Annotated in this window: 14 protein-coding genes; 9 read left to right on the forward strand and 5 right to left on the reverse strand. The window is 60.3% G+C overall.

Going from position 1 to position 17,049, the window contains the following annotated elements; translation table 11 throughout:
- The first annotated feature begins 4 nt into the window (after positions 1-4).
- The 8 genes from AC3IT6_RS26670 (at position 5) to AC3IT6_RS26705 (ending at position 8,606) form a co-directional block, all read left to right on the forward strand.
- Positions 5-799, forward strand: coding sequence for a carbon-nitrogen hydrolase family protein (locus AC3IT6_RS26670; protein WP_489353614.1), 795 nt, complete (start codon positions 5-7; stop codon positions 797-799).
- Positions 800-847: 48 nt separating this feature from the next.
- Complete coding sequence (pqqF, locus tag AC3IT6_RS26675) at positions 848-3,277, forward strand: pyrroloquinoline quinone biosynthesis protein PqqF (RefSeq protein ID WP_489353615.1); 2,430 nt, start codon at positions 848-850, stop codon at positions 3,275-3,277.
- A gap of 158 nt (positions 3,278-3,435) precedes the next feature.
- Positions 3,436-3,510 (forward strand): pyrroloquinoline quinone precursor peptide PqqA, encoded by a 75-nt coding sequence (gene pqqA, locus AC3IT6_RS26680; protein ID WP_003444522.1) that lies wholly within the window; start codon positions 3,436-3,438, stop codon positions 3,508-3,510.
- Between the two features lie 81 nt (positions 3,511-3,591).
- Complete coding sequence (gene pqqB / locus AC3IT6_RS26685) at positions 3,592-4,503, forward strand: pyrroloquinoline quinone biosynthesis protein PqqB (protein ID WP_489353616.1); 912 nt, start codon at positions 3,592-3,594, stop codon at positions 4,501-4,503.
- A 142-nt stretch (positions 4,504-4,645) separates the two neighbouring features.
- A complete protein-coding gene (gene pqqC, locus AC3IT6_RS26690) occupies positions 4,646-5,398 on the forward strand; it encodes a pyrroloquinoline-quinone synthase PqqC (protein WP_008051584.1) in 753 nt (250 codons plus the stop codon).
- Positions 5,395-5,670 carry a pyrroloquinoline quinone biosynthesis peptide chaperone PqqD gene (pqqD, locus tag AC3IT6_RS26695; protein ID WP_489353617.1) on the forward strand — a complete coding sequence of 92 codons (276 nt, stop codon included), beginning with the start codon at positions 5,395-5,397 and terminating at the stop codon, positions 5,668-5,670. Before pqqC ends, pqqD begins: the two co-directional genes overlap by 4 nt.
- 7 nt (positions 5,671-5,677) lie before the next feature.
- Positions 5,678-6,814 (forward strand): pyrroloquinoline quinone biosynthesis protein PqqE, encoded by a 1,137-nt coding sequence (gene pqqE, locus AC3IT6_RS26700; RefSeq protein WP_489356682.1) that lies wholly within the window; start codon positions 5,678-5,680, stop codon positions 6,812-6,814.
- Entirely contained in the window at positions 6,780-8,606 is a 1,827-nt protein-coding gene (locus AC3IT6_RS26705) for a S9 family peptidase (protein WP_489353618.1), read from the forward strand. Before pqqE ends, AC3IT6_RS26705 begins: the two co-directional genes overlap by 35 nt.
- A gap of 145 nt (positions 8,607-8,751) precedes the next feature.
- Here AC3IT6_RS26705 and AC3IT6_RS26710 read toward each other — a convergent pair whose 3' ends face one another.
- On the reverse strand, positions 8,752-8,910 hold the full coding sequence (locus AC3IT6_RS26710) for a YqaE/Pmp3 family membrane protein (protein WP_007904205.1): 159 nt from the start codon (positions 8,908-8,910) through the stop codon (positions 8,752-8,754).
- 206 nt (positions 8,911-9,116) lie between these two features.
- Complete coding sequence (locus AC3IT6_RS26715) at positions 9,117-10,400, reverse strand: aspartate aminotransferase family protein (protein ID WP_489353619.1); 1,284 nt, start codon at positions 10,398-10,400, stop codon at positions 9,117-9,119.
- A gap of 169 nt (positions 10,401-10,569) precedes the next feature.
- Between AC3IT6_RS26715 and AC3IT6_RS26720 the strand changes: the two genes are divergently transcribed.
- A complete protein-coding gene (locus AC3IT6_RS26720; protein ID WP_489353620.1) occupies positions 10,570-11,499 on the forward strand; it encodes a LysR family transcriptional regulator in 930 nt (309 codons plus the stop codon).
- Between the two features lie 227 nt (positions 11,500-11,726).
- Here AC3IT6_RS26720 and AC3IT6_RS26725 read toward each other — a convergent pair whose 3' ends face one another.
- From AC3IT6_RS26725 to AC3IT6_RS26735, 3 genes are all read right to left on the reverse strand, one after another.
- Complete coding sequence (locus AC3IT6_RS26725; RefSeq protein WP_489353621.1) at positions 11,727-13,505, reverse strand: acyl-CoA dehydrogenase C-terminal domain-containing protein; 1,779 nt, start codon at positions 13,503-13,505, stop codon at positions 11,727-11,729.
- Between the two features lie 175 nt (positions 13,506-13,680).
- Positions 13,681-15,477, reverse strand: coding sequence for an acyl-CoA dehydrogenase C-terminal domain-containing protein (locus AC3IT6_RS26730; RefSeq protein ID WP_489353622.1), 1,797 nt, complete (start codon positions 15,475-15,477; stop codon positions 13,681-13,683).
- An 85-nt stretch (positions 15,478-15,562) separates the two neighbouring features.
- The gene (locus AC3IT6_RS26735) at positions 15,563-16,855 is read right to left on the reverse strand and encodes a GGDEF domain-containing protein (protein WP_489353623.1); all 1,293 of its coding nucleotides are present in this window, start codon (positions 16,853-16,855) and stop codon (positions 15,563-15,565) included.
- Between the last annotated feature and the right edge of the window lie 194 nt (positions 16,856-17,049).

Consider the following 17,049-nt stretch of genomic DNA (forward strand, 5'->3'; position numbering starts at 1 on the left):
CGAAATGCGCGTAGCCCTTTACCAATGTCCACCGCTGCCCCTGGATGTCGCCGGCAACCTGCAACGCTTGCAGCAGCTTGCGCTGGAGGCAAAAGGCGCCGATCTGCTGGTGCTGCCGGAGATGTTCCTGACCGGCTACAACATCGGCGTCGATGCCGTCAGCGTGCTGGCGGAAGTGCATAACGGTGAATCGGCGCAGCAGATTGCGCGCATTGCCAAGGCTGCCGGGATCGCCATTTTGTATGGCTATCCCGAGCGCACCGACGACGGGCAGATCTACAACGCCGTACAGTTGATCGACTCTAACGGCGAGCGCATCTGCAACTACCGCAAGACCCATCTGTTCGGTGATCTGGATCACTCGATGTTCAGTGCAGGTTCCGACGAGTTTCCCATCGTTGAGCTCAACGGCTGGAAGCTCGGGTTCCTGATTTGCTACGACCTGGAGTTTCCGGAAAACGCCCGGCGTCTGGCCCTGGCCGGCGCCGAGCTGATTCTGGTGCCGACTGCCAACATGATTCCGTTCGATTTCGTCGCCGACGTCACCGTGCGCTCCCGCGCCTTCGAAAACCAATGCTATGTGGCTTACGCCAACTACTGCGGCCATGAAGGCGATATCCACTACTGTGGTCAGAGCAGCATTGCCGCGCCGGATGGCAGCCGTATTGCTCAGGCAGGCCTTGATGAAGCATTGATTGTCGGTGAGCTGGATCGTCAGTTGATGGTCGACTCCCGCGCCGCCAATCGCTACCTGATCGATCGTCGTCCCGAGCTTTACGGCGACCTGAACAAGCGCTGATCCATCGTTATCCGCTAGCATTGGCACTTCACTGTTCTGGAAGTGCCCATGCCCGCGCTGAATCCCCTTCGCCCCCACACTGAAACCCTGGCCAACGGCCTGCGGGTGACGCTGCGTCATGCCCCGAATTTGAAGCGTTGCGCGGCGGCGTTACGGGTCGCCGCGGGTAGCCATGACGTGCCGCTGGCGTGGCCTGGCCTTGCGCACTTTCTTGAGCATCTGCTGTTTCTCGGCACCGAGCGTTTTCCCGCCGGGCAAGGGTTGATGGCCTACGTCCAGAGTCATGGCGGGCAGGTAAACGCGCGAACCAGCGAACGCACCACGGACTACTTTTTCGAACTGCCGCCCCAGGCGTTTGCCAGTGGACTGGAGCGTCTGTCAGACATGCTCGCCCATCCGCGTATGAATCCGGACGACCAGCAGCGGGAACGGGAAGTGTTGCAGGCGGAGTTTGTCGCCTGGTCGCAGGATGCCGCAGCGCGGCAGCAGTTTGCGTTGTTCAGCGGGCTTGGCGAGGCTCATCCATTGCGGGGTTTTCATGCCGGCAATCGCGACAGTCTGCCGCTGCAACAACCCGAGTTTCAGCAGGCGTTGCGGGATTTTTATCAGCGGTTTTACCAGACTGGGCAAATGACCTTGAGCCTGGCCGGGCCGCAGAGCCTCGATGAATTGAAGGCGATGGCCGAAGCCTTTGGCAGTGTCATTGCCAAAGGCGAAACAGTCACGCAACAAGCGCCGATACCGCTGATGGATGCGCCGGATAAAAGTTATCAACAGGCTGACGAACGACGTCTGGACCTGCTGTTTGCCCTCGAAACACTGCCTGACAACTCTGCCGAAGCGTTGGCATTCCTGTGCCACTGGCTGAACCTGGCAAAACCCGGCGGCTTGTTGGCAGACCTGCGTGAGCGCGGGCTGGCCGATCACCTGAAAGCCCAGCCGCTGTACCAGTTCGCCGGGCAAGCCTTGCTGCATATCGAATTCACCCTGCCCACCGCAGACTCGGCAACAGGCATCCGCGAACGCCTGCTGGACTGGCTCGGTTTCTTTGCCGAGCAAGACTGGAACCGATTGCGCGAAGAGTACGCCACCCTGCTCCAACGCCAGCAGCAAATCAGTAGCGCCTTGCAACTGGCCCGACTGGACAGCGAACAACGCGAAATCGGGTTATCCGAACGGGGTGTTACAGACCTCAAGAAAATCCTTCAACAGATCGGCGCTGTGGATAACTTCAGTGGGCCATGGCAATTGCCGGCACCCAACCCGTTCTTGCGCTCCGAGGCACCGGCCCCCAACGCCGGATTGATTCGCGGTCAGACCAGCGCCCACCGTGGCCTGCGTACTTTTGCCCAGGACCGTTCGCGCAGCCGTCGTGAACATTCGCCGATGCAATTCAGCCAGGCATGGCCGGACAACGGTGCTGAAGGTGCGATTTATCTGCGCTGGCGCCTGGACTCGGCTCCCGGCAGCCACCTTCAATCACGGCTGGAAAACCACCTGCAACCGTTACGCGAAGACGCACGTCAGGCCGGTGTGGATTTTTCCTTCAGTGCGTCGGGCAACGAATGGCTGCTCAAACTGAACGGGCTACAGGAGCCGATGCCCAGCGTCCTGGAGCATGCGCTGAAAGAACTGACAAAACCTGATGCCGTTGTCTCACAAGCCGAATCGACCAGCGTTGCTTTGATACCGATTCGACAACTGCTCAAGGCATTGCCCGATCACTGCCTCGGGCACACCGCGAACTCGAACGACGTGCAGCAACTCTGGTCGAGTGCGCGATGGGATGGGCTGGCCATCGGGTTATCGCCTCAGACTCAAGCTGCCATGGGCCTGGCCTTGAGCCGCATACCCGGCACGCCGGACAATCAACTGACGCCGCCCTCCTCGATCCTTTCACAGCATCTGTGGAGCACTGTCGATACCGCCTCCAGCGAGCACGCGTTGCTGCTGTTCTGTCCGACAGCCACTCAGGAAATGGCCGACGAAGCCGCGTGGCGTTTGCTCGCGCATGTCTGCCAGACACCGTTCTACCAACGCCTGCGGGTGGAACTGCAACTCGGCTATGCGGTGTTCAGTGCCCTGCGGCAGATTCACGGCCAAACCGGGTTGCTGTTCGGTGTGCAATCGCCAAGCGTTGCGCCGGTGGAGTTGCTGCAACACATCAAGCAATTCTTGAATCGATTGCCGGAGCTGATCCACGCGCTCGACGACACCACCTTCAACGCTCAACGCCAAACCCTGGCGGATCAGTTTTCCAGCGCTGCGCTCACCATGGGTCAAGCGGCCGAACTGCTCTGGCAGGGCAAGCTGGCCAGCCGTTCGTCGGATTATCTGACGCAATTGCCCGAGGCCATTGTGCGCACTGACCGGACCGCTCTACTGGCCGCGGCCCAACGCCTGAATCAGGCCGAAGGCGGCTGGCGATGTCTGGCCAACAGCGCTGTACCAGGCGCGCCATGGCAAGCGGCAAAATGATCATTACCGGGGCTGCAAGGAGCTTTCTCAAAGTTTCACGGGCAATTTCTTTGAAATTTTGAGTAACATAGCAACCTAACTATCTGGAACATCTCTGACTTGAGGTGGACTATACCTATAGATAGCGCTATCCCACCCTACCTGAAGGAGTTCAATTTATGGCCTGGACCAAACCTGCCTACACCGACCTGCGTATTGGCTTTGAAGTCACCATGTACTTCGCAAGCCGCTAATCTCAGCTTTGGCAGAGATGCAGCACAACGCCTCGGTTATCCGAGGCGTTTTATTTTCAGCGTTGAAATGATGGAGCGTCCATGTTTGTCCAGATTCTAGGTTCCGCTGCTGGCGGTGGCTTCCCCCAGTGGAACTGCAACTGCGTGAACTGCGCGGGCTTTCGCAACGGCAGCCTGCGGGCCAAGGCGCGGACGCAATCGTCCATCGCGATTTCCGATGACGGCGTGAACTGGGTGCTGTGCAACACCTCCCCGGACATTCGCGCCCAACTCCAGAGCTTCGCCCCGATGCAACCGGGCCGCGCCCTGCGCGATACCGGGATCGGCGCGATCATCCTGATGGACAGCCAGATCGACCACACCACCGGCCTGCTTATGCTGCGCGAAGGGTGCCCGCATCAGGTCTGGTGCACCGACATGGTCCACGAAGACCTGAGCACCGGTTTTCCGCTGTTCACCATGCTCAACCACTGGAATGGCGGGCTGACCTGGAACCGCATCGAGCTCGACCAGAGCTTCAGCGTAGCGGCCTGCCCGAACCTGCGCTTCACCCCGCTGCCTTTGCGCAGTGCCGCACCACCCTACTCACCGCATCGCTTCGACCCGCATCCGGGCGACAACATCGGCCTGATCGTCGAAGACCTCAATACAGGCGGAAAACTGTTCTACGCACCGGGCCTGGGCAAGGTCGATGTGCCGCTTCTGGAAATCATGGCCGGCAGCGATTGCCTGCTGGTCGATGGAACCTTGTGGGATGACGATGAAATGCAGCGGCGCGGCGTGGGTACCCGCACCGGCCGGGAGATGGGACACCTGGCGCAGAACGGCCCCGGCGGCATGCTCGAAGTGCTTGAGCAATTGCCCAACCAGCGCAAAGTACTTATCCACATCAACAACACCAACCCGATTCTCGATGAAGATTCGCCGGAGCGCGCGGAGCTGGATCGGCGCCAGGTTGAGGTGGCGTATGACGGCATGAGTATTGTGTTGTAGCGGATGGCCCTATCGCGAGCAAGCTCGCTCCCACAGTTGACTGCGTAACCCTGTGGGAGCGGGCTTGTCGGATCGCCGCACCGCCGCGAAGACGTCCGACCAGACACCCAAGATTTCAACGGTTGTACACCGGAGAACCGCAATGACCGACACCCCAATGTCCCCCGCCGAATTCGAAGCGGCCCTGCGCGCCAAGGGCGCCTATTACCACATCCATCACCCCTATCACGTGGCGATGTATGAGGGCCGGGCAAGCCGCGAACAGATCCAGGGCTGGGTCGCCAACCGTTTCTACTATCAGGTGAACATCCCCCTGAAGGACGCGGCGATCCTCGCTAACTGCCCTGATCGCGAAATCCGCCGCGAGTGGATTCAGCGCCTGCTCGACCACGACGGTGCGCCCGGTGAAGACGGCGGCATCGAAGCCTGGCTGCGCTTGGGCCAGGCCGTGGGTCTTGACCCGGACCAGTTGCGCTCCCAGGAGCTGGTGCTGCCCGGCGTACGCTTCGCCGTGGACGCCTATGTCAATTTCGCCCGCCGCGCCAGTTGGCAGGAAGCCGCGAGCAGCTCGCTGACCGAACTGTTCGCCCCGCAGATCCATCAATCGCGCCTGGACAGCTGGCCCCAGCATTACCCATGGATCGACCCGGCCGGCTACGAGTATTTCCGCACGCGCCTGGGCCAGGCACGGCGTGATGTCGAGCATGGCCTGGCGATCACGCTGCAGCACTACACCACCCGTGAAGGCCAGGAGCGCATGCTGGAAATTCTCCAGTTCAAACTGGACATTCTTTGGAGCATGCTCGATGCCATGAGCATGGCCTACGAACTGAAACGCCCGCCGTATCACAGCGTGACCGGGGAACGGGTCTGGCACAAAGGAATCACCTTATGAGTTTCGATCGCAGCAAGACCCCGACCTGGCGTCCTGGCTACCGCTTCCAGTACGAACCGGCGCAAAAAGGCCATGTGCTGCTGTACCCGGAAGGCATGATCAAGCTCAACGAAAGTGCCGCGCTGATCGGCGGTTTGATTGACGGTGAGCGGGATGTCGCGGCCATCATCAGTGAGCTCGACCGACAGTTCCCCGGCGTGCCCGAGCTCGGTGACGACATCGAGCAATTCATGGAGGTTGCCCGTGCGCAGCACTGGATCGAACTTGCCTGATTCATCGGTGCAAGTACCGCCCAAACCCGAGATCGGCCTGCCGCTGTGGCTGCTGGCCGAGCTGACCTATCGCTGCCCGCTGCAATGTCCGTACTGCTCCAATCCGCTGGATTTCGCCGAGCAAGGCAAAGAGCTGAGCACCGAGCAGTGGATCAAGGTATTTCGCGAAGCGCGGGAAATGGGTGCCGCGCAACTGGGCTTTTCCGGTGGCGAACCGCTGGTGCGTCAGGACCTCGCCGAGCTGATTGCCGAAGCCCGAAAATTGGGTTTCTACACCAACCTGATCACCTCCGGCATCGGCCTCACCGAGCAGAAAATCAGCGACTTCAAGAAGGCCGGTCTCGATCACATCCAGATCAGTTTCCAGGCCAGCGACGAGCAGGTGAACAATCTGCTGGCCGGTTCGAAAAAGGCCTTCGCGCAGAAACTTGAAATGGCCCGGGCGGTGAAGGCCCACGGCTATCCGATGGTGCTGAACTTCGTCACCCATCGGCACAATATCGACCAGATCGACCGCATCATCGAGCTGTGCATCGCCCTGGAAGCAGACTTCGTCGAGCTCGCCACGTGCCAGTTCTACGGCTGGGCGCAACTCAATCGCGTTGGGTTATTACCGACCAAAGAGCAGTTGGTGCGCGCCGAACGCATTACCAACGAATACCGCGCCAAACTGGAAGCCGAAGGGCATCCGTGCAAGCTGATTTTCGTCACGCCGGACTATTACGAAGAACGCCCGAAAGCCTGCATGAATGGCTGGGGCAGTATTTTTCTGACGGTCACGCCAGACGGAACCGCCCTGCCCTGCCACGGTGCCCGACAGATGCCGGTGCAGTTTCCCAACGTGCGCGACCACAGCATGCAGCACATCTGGTACGACTCGTTCGGCTTCAACCGCTTTCGTGGCTACGACTGGATGCCCGAGCCGTGCCGCTCCTGTGACGAGAAAGAAAAAGACTTCGGCGGCTGCCGCTGCCAGGCGTTCATGCTCACCGGCGATGCCAGCAACGCCGACCCGGTGTGCAGCAAGTCGCCACAACACGGCGTGATCCTCAAGGCCCGCGAAGAAGCCGAGAACGCCACTCAGACCATCGACCAACTGGCCTTTCGCAATGAACGAAACTCACGCCTCATCGCCAAAAGCTGAACCTTTCAGCGCTGCCAAAGCCGTGGCCGCCGGTATCGACTTTGCCGAACTGCAGGTCGGTCGGCAGGGCCTGTTCTGGAACGAGTACCGCCCCGAAGACGCGGCGTGCCGGATCTGGCATTGGCGCGACGGTACAGCGAAAAGCCTGACGCCACCGGGGTTCAGCGCGCGCAGTCGGGTGTACGAATATGGCGGCGGCGCGTTTTGTCTGACGGATGACGGCATCGTTTTCGTCAACGAGGCCGACCAGCAGTTGTATCGACAATCACTACAAGGCGAAGCGCCCGAAAGGCTGACGTCCGGTGCGTGCCGTTATGGCGATTTACAGTTCGCCAACGGGCAAGTGCTGGCGGTCGAGGAGCATCGCAATCAACACCGACTGGTGGCAATCGATTTGCTCAATGGCGCACGTCACCTGCTGGCCGAAGGTGCCGATTTCTACGCGGCACCAACGCTGAGCCCTGACACCCGGCGCCTGGCCTGGATCGAATGGAGTCGCCCGGATCAGCCATGGACAGCGACCCGCTTGATGGTTGCCGAATGCCTCGCCAGCGGCGGCTTTGCCGAGGCTCGTTGTGTGGCGGGCGACGGCGTTCAAGAGTCTGTGCAACAACCGAGGTTTGATGCCAACGGTCGCTTGCATTGCCTGACGGATCGCGCGGGTTACTGGCAGCCATGGAAAGAATCTGAAAAAGGCCTGAGTCCATTACCAAGTGCCAGCGCCGACCATGGTCCCGCGCCCTGGCAACTCGGTGGCAGCACCTGGTTGCCGCTGAGCGACGACAGTTATCTGGCCAGTTGGACCGAGGGCGGGTTTGGTCGATTAGGCATACGCGGCAATTCCAGCGTCGACTTCACCGGCGACTACAGCCGCTTCCGCCATCTCGCCATGGATGAGCAGTTCATCTATTGCATCGCCGCGTCGCCCGTCAGTTCAACCGCCGTCATCGCCATCGACCGCCAGAGCCGGCAAGTGCAAGTGCTGGCTGGCGGCATCACGCCGCTTCCCCCCGAACAGATCAGCCGCCCGCAAACCTTGCGCTACCCAAGTGGCTCAGGCGAAGCACATGGCTTCTTCTACCCGGCGATGACCGGCGCGGCGAAACCGCCATTGGTGGTGTTCATCCATGGTGGCCCGACCTCGGCGTGCTACCCGATGCTCGATCCGCGTATCCAGTACTGGGCACAGCGGGGCTTCGCCGTGGCCGACCTCAACTATCGCGGCAGCAGCGGTTATGGCCGGGCCTATCGCCAGGCACTGCACCTGAGTTGGGGCGATGTGGATGTGCAAGACGCCTGCGCCGTGGTCAGTTACCTCAACGACCGCGGCTTGATCGACGGCGACCAGGCGTTCATTCGCGGCGGCAGCGCCGGCGGCTACACCACCCTTTGCGCTTTGGCCTTTCACAACGTGTTCCGCGCCGGCGCCAGTCTGTATGGGGTCAGCGACCCGGTGGCGCTGGGGCGCGCGACCCACAAATTCGAAAGCGACTATCTGGATTGGCTGATCGGTGATCCGCAACTGGATGCCGAACGCTACACCGCACGTACGCCGCTGCTGCATGCCGGCAACATCCGCGTGCCGATGATCTTCTTTCAAGGAGAACTGGATGCCGTGGTCGTCCCGCAGCAGACCCGCGACATGGTCACGGCACTGCAGGACAACGGCATCCTGGTCGAAGCGCATTACTACGCGGACGAACGCCATGGCTTTCGCAAGGCCGGTAATCAGGCCCATGCGCTGGAGCAGGAGTGGTTGTTTTATCGGCGGGTGATGGATTCAGTGGACTGAAGCCTGCGTTCATTGCCGAAACGGTGGCGCCGCCTTCGCGGGCAAGTCGGATCGCCGCACCGCCGCTCCCACAGGTTCTGTGGCGTGCACAAATCCTGTGGGAGAGAGCCTGCTCGCGAAGGCGGCCGACCCGCCGACGCTCAACTCAGCGCTTGGCGATGATGTACACCGCATGCACGATCCCCGGAATGTAACCGCACAACGTCAGCAGAATATTCAGCCAGAACGCCCCGGCGAATCCTACTTGCAGAAACACACCCAGTGGCGGCAGCAGGATGGCGATGATGATGCGAATAAAGTCCATGGGATAGCTCCTGATTGGGGGTGGACTCGTTCGAGCCCTACAGCTAATCGACCTGTGCCGTTTGTCAGGGTTCAGTCACTCTACTCCCAAGCCCCGCCCCTTCGTTGAGTTTCGCAGACAAAAAAACGCCCCACGCCAAAAGTGTCGGACGTGGGGCGTGCGTATTACCGCGAGACGGTTCTGGAATGTGTGCAGGGCGCGTCTGATCAGACGGCAATCCCTTTGCGGCACTGCAATTGCGCGGTGCGTACTCGGGAGAAGGCGCGCGCCAGGCGCAGGAGCATTTCATCGATGTTGGCGTTGCTGACATTCAGCGCAGGGGTAAAGCGCAGGCAGTCGGGTTGCGGGGCATTGAGCAGCAAGCCTTCGTACAGTGCGGCCTTGACCACTGCGTCAGCGGAGTCGTCCGACAGCGTCAGCCCCCAAAGCAGCCCTTGTCCGCGCAACTCGCCGTGATCGTAACGATGGGCCAGACGCTCCAACCCTTCACGCAGGTGTTGACCGGCTTCTGCGACGTGCTTGAGGAAAGCCTTGTCCTGCACCGTATCGAGCACCGCAAGTCCAGCCGCCGTCATCAACGCATTACCGTGATGAGTGCCTGTCACCTCGCCAATGTCGAAACAGCAAGCCTTGCCCCGCGCCAGCAGCGCGGCCAATGGCACACCGCCGCCCAGGCCTTTGCCGAGCACGACGATATCCGCCGTGACGCCGCAGGACTGTTCCGCGAGCAAGGCGCCGCAACGGCCGATGCCGGTTTGCACCTCGTCAAGGATCAGCAAAATGCCGAGTTCACGACACAAGCGTTCGACGCCCTTGAGGTAGTGCGCGGTGGCCGGGATCACTCCGGCTTCGCTCTGGATCGGCTCGAGCATGATCGCTACGGTCCGTTCATCCACGGCCGCATGCAACGCTGGCAGGTCATTGAACGGAACACGACTGAAGCCTGGCAATTGCGGCTCGAATCGGTTGATCAATGTCGAACTGTCCGACGCCGAAATCGTCGCCAGGCTCCGGCCATGGCATCCGTTGTTGGCCACAATGATTCGCGATGCACCGCCGCGATGCTGTTGACCCCATTTGCGCGCCAGTTTGATCGCTGCCTCACAGGCTTCGCTGCCGGTATTGAGCAGGTAGGCCTGATCACTGCCGGTGCTGGCACACAGATGTTCGGCGAGGCTGAGCATGCCGCGGTTATGCAGGCCGAAGCCCGGATTGATCAGCGACTGAGCCTGGGCAGTGATTGCGTTGACCAGAACCGAAGGACTATGACCAAGGCTGTTGACCCCGCCACCCTGGGAAAAATCCAGGTACGCACGATCCTCGCTGTCCCACAACCATGAACCCTGACCACGCACAAACACCTGTTTCGGCCGCTCGACACTGGGCATCAAGTACTCGCTGGAAAGGTTAACGCCTTGGGATGGCCGGGAGGCGTCCATGACCAGATCATCAAGACTGGGAGGACTGCGGCGCAGGTTGAACAGGTTCATCTGAAAAAAGCCCTTTTGAGGTTTTTTGCCTTGCCTATGTAAATGCCATCGAAGCAAAGGGTATTCATCGCGCTCTGTGGCCCTGTACGCCCTGTGAATGCGGTTAGACTAGGCTCAGGCGAGGCATTCAGCCATTTCGATTTCCCAGCATTTTCGATAAGTATTAGTTATGGATTTCAAGCAACTGCGTTATTTCGTCGCGGTCTATGAAGAAGGCCACGTGGGCCGTGCCGCCGAGCGCCTGTCCATCTCCCAGCCGGCGCTGTCCCAGCAAATTCGTCACCTCGAACAAAACCTCGAGGTGAGCCTGTTCGAGCGCAGCAGCAAACGCCTGTTGCCGACCCTCGCGGCCCATACGCTGTACAACCACGCCCTGCCTTTGCTCGATGGCCTGCAACGGGCACGGGAAGCGCTCGGCAACTTCAAGGGGCAGGCGCTACGCACCCTGGCCATCGGTGTTTTGCAGACGGTGCATACCAGCCTCGTTCCGCAGATGCTCGAACGGGTACGCAAGGCGCAGCCGCATCTGGTGGTGCAGATCTATGAACTGACCGGGCTGGAAATCGAGCGGCGACTGCTCAACGGTTCTCTGGATATCGGCATCGGCTATCTGCCGCCCCGCCAGCCTGGCTTGCATGGCGTGATGCTGTACGAAGATGAACTGACCCTGGTCATCCCGGCAGAGCATCCGCTGCGTGAATTCAAGAAAGTGTCCATAAGTCAGGCCGCCGAACTGCCGATGTTGCTGCTGGGCGAGGAATTTCAGATAAGGCAGATCTGGCAGACACAGCTGACAAGCCTCGGACGTCGCCCACAGGTGCAAGCCGAATTGAACAACATGGCCGGCATCCTCGACAGCCTGCCGCACACGCGCCTGGCGACGGTGCTACCCGGACGCTCGCAAAAGACCCATGGCAACCACGAATTGCTGTGGAAGCCCCTGAGCGAACCCCGAGTGCCGCTGAAAGTCGGTTTGGTGTGCCGGGATGTGCAACGGCAGCAGGCCTCGCTGGCATTGCTGCGGACATTGCTGGAAGAGGTGATAAACGGCCCGGATGGGCACTTGAACAGCGCGCAGGCGCTGGATGGGGCAAGCTGAAAACTTTTCTTCAGGCAAAAGAAAACCCCGCCGAAGCGGGGCTTTGCAGACTGTTTCCCTGACATCCATTTCACTCCGCCGTCCTGGCAGAATCCTACGTGTCCCTGTTGTTGCTTTGCGCTTCCTGCGCTACGTCCATGAGAAGTAGATTAGCTCTGGATCCAATTTGCATCTATGGGAGAACAGCAGCACGTTATGTAAGAGAATGCTTACATAACGTTACTTCATCAGAATTGTCCTGCATCCAGCAGGAACAACGATTCGCTACCGGCCTTCACCGACGCGCTCAATGAGTGAATGCGCGGCAGCAGGCGGGCGAAATAGAACCGCGCCGTGCCCAGTTTGCTGGCGTAGAAATCGTCCTGCGCTTCCTTGCCGAAAGCCGCCTTGGCCATCAGAGCCCACATGTAGGCGTAGGCCGTGTAACCAAACGCTTGCAGATACTCGACCGACGCCGCACCGATTTCGTTCGGATTGCTCTTCGCACGGTCAAGCAACCACGCGGTCAGTTCATCGAGGGTGGTCACGGCGTCGTTCAGCGGCTTGGTGAACTCGGCGAGGTCCGCGCTGGCGGTCGCCGTGAAGTGGCGAATCTCGTCGGCGAACAGGTTGTAGAACGCCCCGCCGCTACCCACGATCTTGCGCCCGACCAGGTCCAGCGCCTGAATGCCGTTGGTGCCTTCGTAGATCTGGGTGATGCGCACGTCACGCACCAGTTGCTCCTGACCCCACTCACGGATGTAACCGTGGCCGCCAAAGACTTGCTGGCCGTGTACCGTGGTTTCCAGGCCGAGGTCGGTCAGGAACGCCTTGGCCACCGGGGTCAGCAATGCCACCAGGTCTTCCGCGCGCTTGCGGGTGGCGGCGTCTTCGCTGAACTTGGCGGTGTCCAGTTGCATCGCCACGTAGGTGGAGAACGCACGACCACCTTCGTTCGAGGCTTTCATGGTCAGCAGCATGCGACGCACGTCCGGGTGGACGATGATCGGGTCAGCCACTTTGTCCTTGTTCTGCGCGCCGGTTGGCGAACGGCTTTGCAGACGGTCGCGGGCGTATTCCACGGCGTTCTGGTACGAGCGCTCGCCAGTGGCCAGGCCCTGGATGCCGACGCCCAGACGCTCGTAGTTCATCATGGTAAACATCGCCGCCAGGCCTTTGTTCGGCTCGCCGACCAGGTAACCCACGGCTTCATCGAAGTTCATCACGCAGGTCGCGGACGCCTGAATGCCCATCTTGTGCTCGATCGAACCGCAGTTGGCCGGGTTGCGCGCGCCCAGGCTGCCATCGGCATTGACCATGAACTTCGGCACCAGGAACAGCGAAATGCCTTTCGGACCCGCCGGTGCATCCGGCAACTTGGCCAGCACCAGGTGGATGATGTTTTCGGTCAGGTCGTGTTCACCACCGGTGATGAAGATCTTGGTGCCGCTGACCTTGTAGGAACCGTCGGCCTGAGGCTCGGCCTTGGTACGGATGATCCCAAGGTCAGTACCAGCGTGTGGCTCGGTCAGGCACATGGAACCGGCCCAGATGCCGGCGTACATATTCGGCAGGTACGCGGCTTTCAGCTCTTCGCTGGCGTGGGCGCTGATCGACAGGCAAGCGCCAGCGGTCAGCATCGGGTACAAGCCGAACGACAGGCTGGCGGAGTTGACCATTTCTTCGACCTGGGCCGAAACGGCTTTGGGCATGCCCATGCCGCCGTAGGATGGATCGCCACCGACACCGACCCAGCCGCCTTCAGCGTAGGTCTGATAGGCCTGTGGGAAACCTGCCGGTGTGGTGACGGCACCGTCCGCCCAATGGCAACCTTCTTCATCAGCAGCACGGCTCAGCGGTGCGATGCTTTTGCTGGTGACCTTGCCGGCTTCTTCAAGGATGGCTTCGACCGTTTCTGCATCCACGGTTTCAGCCAATGCAGGCAGATCGGCCCAGAGTTTGGCGACCTCGAAAACTTCATTGAGGACGAAGCGCATATCGCGCAGGGGCGCTTTGTAGTCAGCCATGGCAAACCTCGCAAGATCTATACAGGTGATTCACAGGAAGAGTGTTTTCGTTGGGCCGGAGTGTACCTCAACAACTTTTGCGACACATAGGGTCAACTCGTGACCGTTTTGTTATTTTTAGTCATCGACAAAAAAGCCCGCGCAAGGCGAGCTTCTTTGTAACGGATTTATATGACTAAAGCGCAAACAACTCCGCCGGCAGTTGCATCAGGCAATCGCTACCCGCCTCTATGGCCGCCCGATGAGCGGCAGTGCGTGGCAACAGACGCTTGAAGTAAAACTCGTTGGTCGCCAGTTTGCCCCGGCAGAAGTCGCCATCGCCGCTGCCAGCATCGAGCTGCGCCTGAGCCACCAGCGCCATGCGCAACCACAGGTAGCCAAGGATGATGTAACCGCTGTACATCAGGTAATCCACCGACGCGGCACCGACTTCGTCCGGGTTTTTCATCGCCGCCATGCCGACCTTGGTGGTCAATTCACCCCACTGCTGGTTCAGTTGATTGAGTTGCACCACATACCCGGCCAGTTGTGGATGCTCGGCGTTCGCCGCGCAGAACTTGTGGACGATTTTGGTGAACCCGCGCAGCAGCTTGCCCTGGCTGCCGAGTACCTTGCGCCCGAGCAAGTCCAGCGCCTGAATGCCGTTGGTGCCCTCATAGATCGGCGCGATCCGACAGTCACGGACCAGTTGCTCCATGCCCCACTCGCGAATGAAGCCGTGGCCGCCAAACACCTGCATGCCATGGTTGGTCACCTCCAGCCCGGTGTCGGTCATGAAGGCTTTGCAGATCGGCGTGAGGAACGCCAACAGGTCTTCGGCGTGCTGGCGCGCCGTTTCATCCGGGCTCAGGTGTGCAACGTCGAGCAACTGCGCGGTGAAGTAGGTCAGCGCGCGGTTGCCTTCGTTGAAGGCTTTCATAGTCAGCAGCATCCGCCGCACATCAGGGTGCACGATGATCGGGTCGGCGGCTTTTTCCGGCGCTTTCGGGCCGGTCAGCGAGCGCATCTGCAAACGGTCGTTGGCGTATCTGATCGCGCCCTGGAAGCTCGCCTCCCCCAGACACAGCCCTTGCATGCCAGTGCCCAGCCGCGCGTGGTTCATCATGGTGAACATGCAGTTGAGGCCCTTGTTCGGCTCGCCGATCAAGAAGCCCTTGGCCTCGTCGAAGTTCAGCACGCAGGTGGCCGAGGCCTTGATGCCCATTTTGTGTTCGATCGAGCCGCAGGACACGCCGTTGCGCTCGCCCGCTTCGCCCGTCGCATCGGGCAGGAACTTGGGCACGATGAACAGCGAAATGCCCTTGGTCCCGGCCGGTGCGTCCGGCAATTTGGCCAGCACCAGGTGAATGATGTTGGCGCTCATGTCGTGCTCGCCGGCGGAGATGAAGATCTTGCTGCCGGAGATCGCGTAACTGCCATCGGCCGCAGGCACGGCTCGGGTCTTGATGATGCCAAGGTCAGTGCCGCAATGGGCCTCGGTCAGGCACATGGTGCCGGTCCATTGGCCAGCGGTGAGCTTCTTCAAATAGGTCTGCTTTTGCGCCTCGGTGCCATGGGCGTGGATCGCCGACATCGCACCGTGGGTCAGGCCGGGGTACATGCCCCATGAGGTGTTGCTGGAACCCACCATCTCGCTGATCACCAGGCCCAGAGAGATCGGCAACCCTTGACCGCCGTAAAGCGGATCCGCCGCCAGGCCATGCCAGCCGCCTTCGACATATTGGGCGAATGCCTGCTTGAAGCCCGCGGGCGTGGTGACCACGCCATTGTCGAAATGGCAGCCTTCTTCATCGCCACTGCGGTTGAGCGGCGACAGCACGTTTTCGCAGAACTTCGCCCCTTCTTCGAGGATCGCATCGACCATGTCCGGGCTGGCATCGGTGGCCCCCAGCGCGGCGTAGTTACTGTGAAAGTCGAAGACGTGGTCGATCAGAAAGCGCATGTCGCGCAAGGGAGCTTTGTACTCGGGCATGGTCATTCTCCGTCGGCAGATTTCTCCAACCTACTGCTGCCGACCACGCCTCACAATCACTTTGCGCTCGCTGAATGCGCCATCATCACTCAACCATGGCAGCGTCCATACGCACGGCGCCACGGCGGTTCTGCCCGTACGCCATCACGCAGTTGCGCCCGGCGCCCTTGGCACTGTAGAGCGCCTGGTCAGCGGACTTGAGCACCTCTTCGGTGGTGCGTTGATCGATCCGTTCGGCAACGCCGATACTGACTGTCACCGACACACTCGACGCACCGGAACCGGCACGCCGCTGGCGTCCCTGACTATCGTCCTGCGGACGATTTTCCTGGTTTCGCAATTGAATGTTGTAAGTGGCGATGGACTCGCGGATGACCTCAAGATGCGGCATGCATTCTTCGAGGGTCTTGCCTGCAAACACCAGGGCAAATTCCTCGCCGCCATAGCGATACGCCTTACCGCCACCGCCGATTTTCGACAGCTTGCTGGCCACCAGCCGCAGCACCTGGTCGCCGACGTCGTGGCCGTGGGTATCGTTGAATTTCTTGAAGTGGTCGACGTCGCTCATGGCCAACACGTAGTTGCGCCCCAACCGTTGCATGCGTTCATTCAGCGCACGACGGCCCGGCAGCCCGGTCAGTTCGTCGCGGAAGGCCATTTGATAGGCTTCGTGGGCAACGGCGGCGGCGATCATCAGCATCACCTGGCTGCACATGATGTTCAGCGTGAACGGCAGGATGAAGGTTTTCGGCAACATCCAGAACAACCCGAGCAGCCCCACCCATTGCGCGGCATGCAGCGGTCGCGGGTTGCGCCAGTATTGCCAGGCCAGCAGCAGGAACGCCGCAATGAACACCGGATAGGACAACTGGATCAGGCTCATCCAGGCGCCATGCAAGGCAGGCCAGCGAATCTCCGACAGCCAGATCAGCAGCGCGTGTGGATAACTTTGCTCAAGCCCCAGCGCCACGCTGCCGACTGCGAGCAACACCGCGAAGCGCGCCACCATGTCCTGAAACAGATGGGTACGCTCCTGCCACGCCGCGAACACGCCAAACAGCAGCGGCAGCAGCAGGCAACACAAATGAAAGACCACGGCGGCATCGTCACGCACCTTGCCGTTGTCGCGGTAATAGTCGGTCTGGGTGTCGAGCAGGAAGTAGGCGATGTACACCGTGACCATCAGAAACAGTTCACGCTGGCGTCGGTACACCGCGCAATAGGCGCCACCGAGCAACAACACCAGGGTGGGCAGCACGTTGAACAGCGATGTGAAGAAGACGTTCAGATCCTTGATGTATGCAGCCGCAAGCCCCGCCAGCAACAGCAGTAATGACGGCAGGAAATGGCTGAAACGCACAGCGGAAGAACGCAGCAAGGGTAAAGCTCCGACCCGTCAGTTCAATAGATGGCAATGTGCCAACCACTGTAACGGCAGAAAGTCCGAGTTGCTGAGTGAATTACTGAGGTATTTTTCAAAGGGCGTTACAAACATTTTTCCACCGGCAACCTTAAAGCAAAAAAAGCCGCTGTTCCCGAAGGAGCAGCGGCTTTTTCAAGTGCTTCGTTAAG

The organism is Pseudomonas sp. KH_017 (assembly GCF_057840285.1).